This is a genomic window from Salinispora cortesiana (assembly GCF_000484695.1).
Lineage (GTDB): Bacteria > Actinomycetota > Actinomycetes > Mycobacteriales > Micromonosporaceae > Micromonospora > Micromonospora cortesiana.
The window spans coordinates 1-1,079 of the sequence record NZ_AXVR01000196.1 but is presented as its reverse complement, the minus strand read 5'-3'; the positions used below and the strand labels follow the sequence as shown (position 1 = coordinate 1,079).

The following is a 1,079-nucleotide window of genomic DNA, read 5'->3' as shown; positions in this document are numbered from 1 at the left end:
AGAATCCTCACCATCAACACCGGCGGCAACCTCACCCTCAACAAACTGAAGATCACCGGCGGAGACACCACTACCACTGGCGGCGGCATCCTCGTCAACGCCGGCGGTTCCCTCACCACCAACCACAGCACCATCACCCGCAACATCGCACTGACCTCGGGTGGCGGCATCAGCAACAACGGCACCACCCACGTCAACCACACCGCCATCAGCCGCAACACCGCCGGCATCAGCGGCGGCGGAGTCAACAGTGTCGGCCTCCTGGCGGCCAACAAGTCTCACATCGATGCAAATATTGCGACCACCGGCGGCGGAATCTTCGAAGACGGCAACACCGTCACCATCAAGGGCGGCAGCATCTCGGACAACCACGCAACCATCACTGGAGGGTTGTTGATGTTCGGTGCCAACGGTGTGGTAACCGGCACCAAAATCACCGGAAACACCAGTATCGGCAGCAGTGCCGGCGGTGTCCGGATCGGAAATACCTCACAGCTAACAATGCGGCACGTCAACCTGTCAAACAACCGGTCGGACGCAGCAGGCGGATTGCAGGTCGAACAGGGGGACAACTTCGCCGTCGTCGAGGACAGCCTCATCAAGAACAACACCACAACGGGATTTGGTGGAGGAATCCTCAACAGCGGGGAAACGGTGTTGCGCCGAACAAAGCTAATCGGCAACCAGGCCGACCTGGGTGGCGGCATCCAAAACTTCGGGACAATCAGCCTGTTTACCACGAAGGTGACCGAAAACGTCGCTATCACCACCGGCGGAGGTATCCTAAACATCGCTGGAACGGTGAACCTGAACACCGCCACTGGCACCATCGTCATCAAAAACCGGCCCAACAACTGCAACAACGTTCCCGGCTGCGCGGGCTAGTCCCAGCGTCTGACCGTCACGAGGGGTTCCGCCCGGCCGCTGTTGGCGGCGGACGGAACCCCTCCTCCCCCGACCATCGGCCGCGGTCAGGTCGCCTGCACAAGCTGAATCAGGTTGCCGCAGGTGTCGTCGAGGACTGCCGTGGTGCCAGCACCCATCTGCAGGGGCTCCTGGGTGAACCGGACGCCCATGCC

The 1,079-nt window shown here is 61.3% G+C and carries 1 protein-coding gene and 1 pseudogene; one reads left to right on the top strand and one right to left on the bottom strand.

Annotated elements, in window-relative coordinates; all coding sequences use genetic code 11:
* Positions 1 to 885 (top strand): hypothetical protein (locus tag K228_RS29130; protein WP_025620821.1); only part of this gene is annotated, 885 nt, incomplete at its 5' end.
* 86 nt (positions 886 to 971) lie between these two features.
* Here K228_RS29130 and K228_RS26340 read toward each other — a convergent pair.
* Positions 972 to 1,079, bottom strand: a pseudogene (locus K228_RS26340) (VOC family protein); the annotation flags it as partial.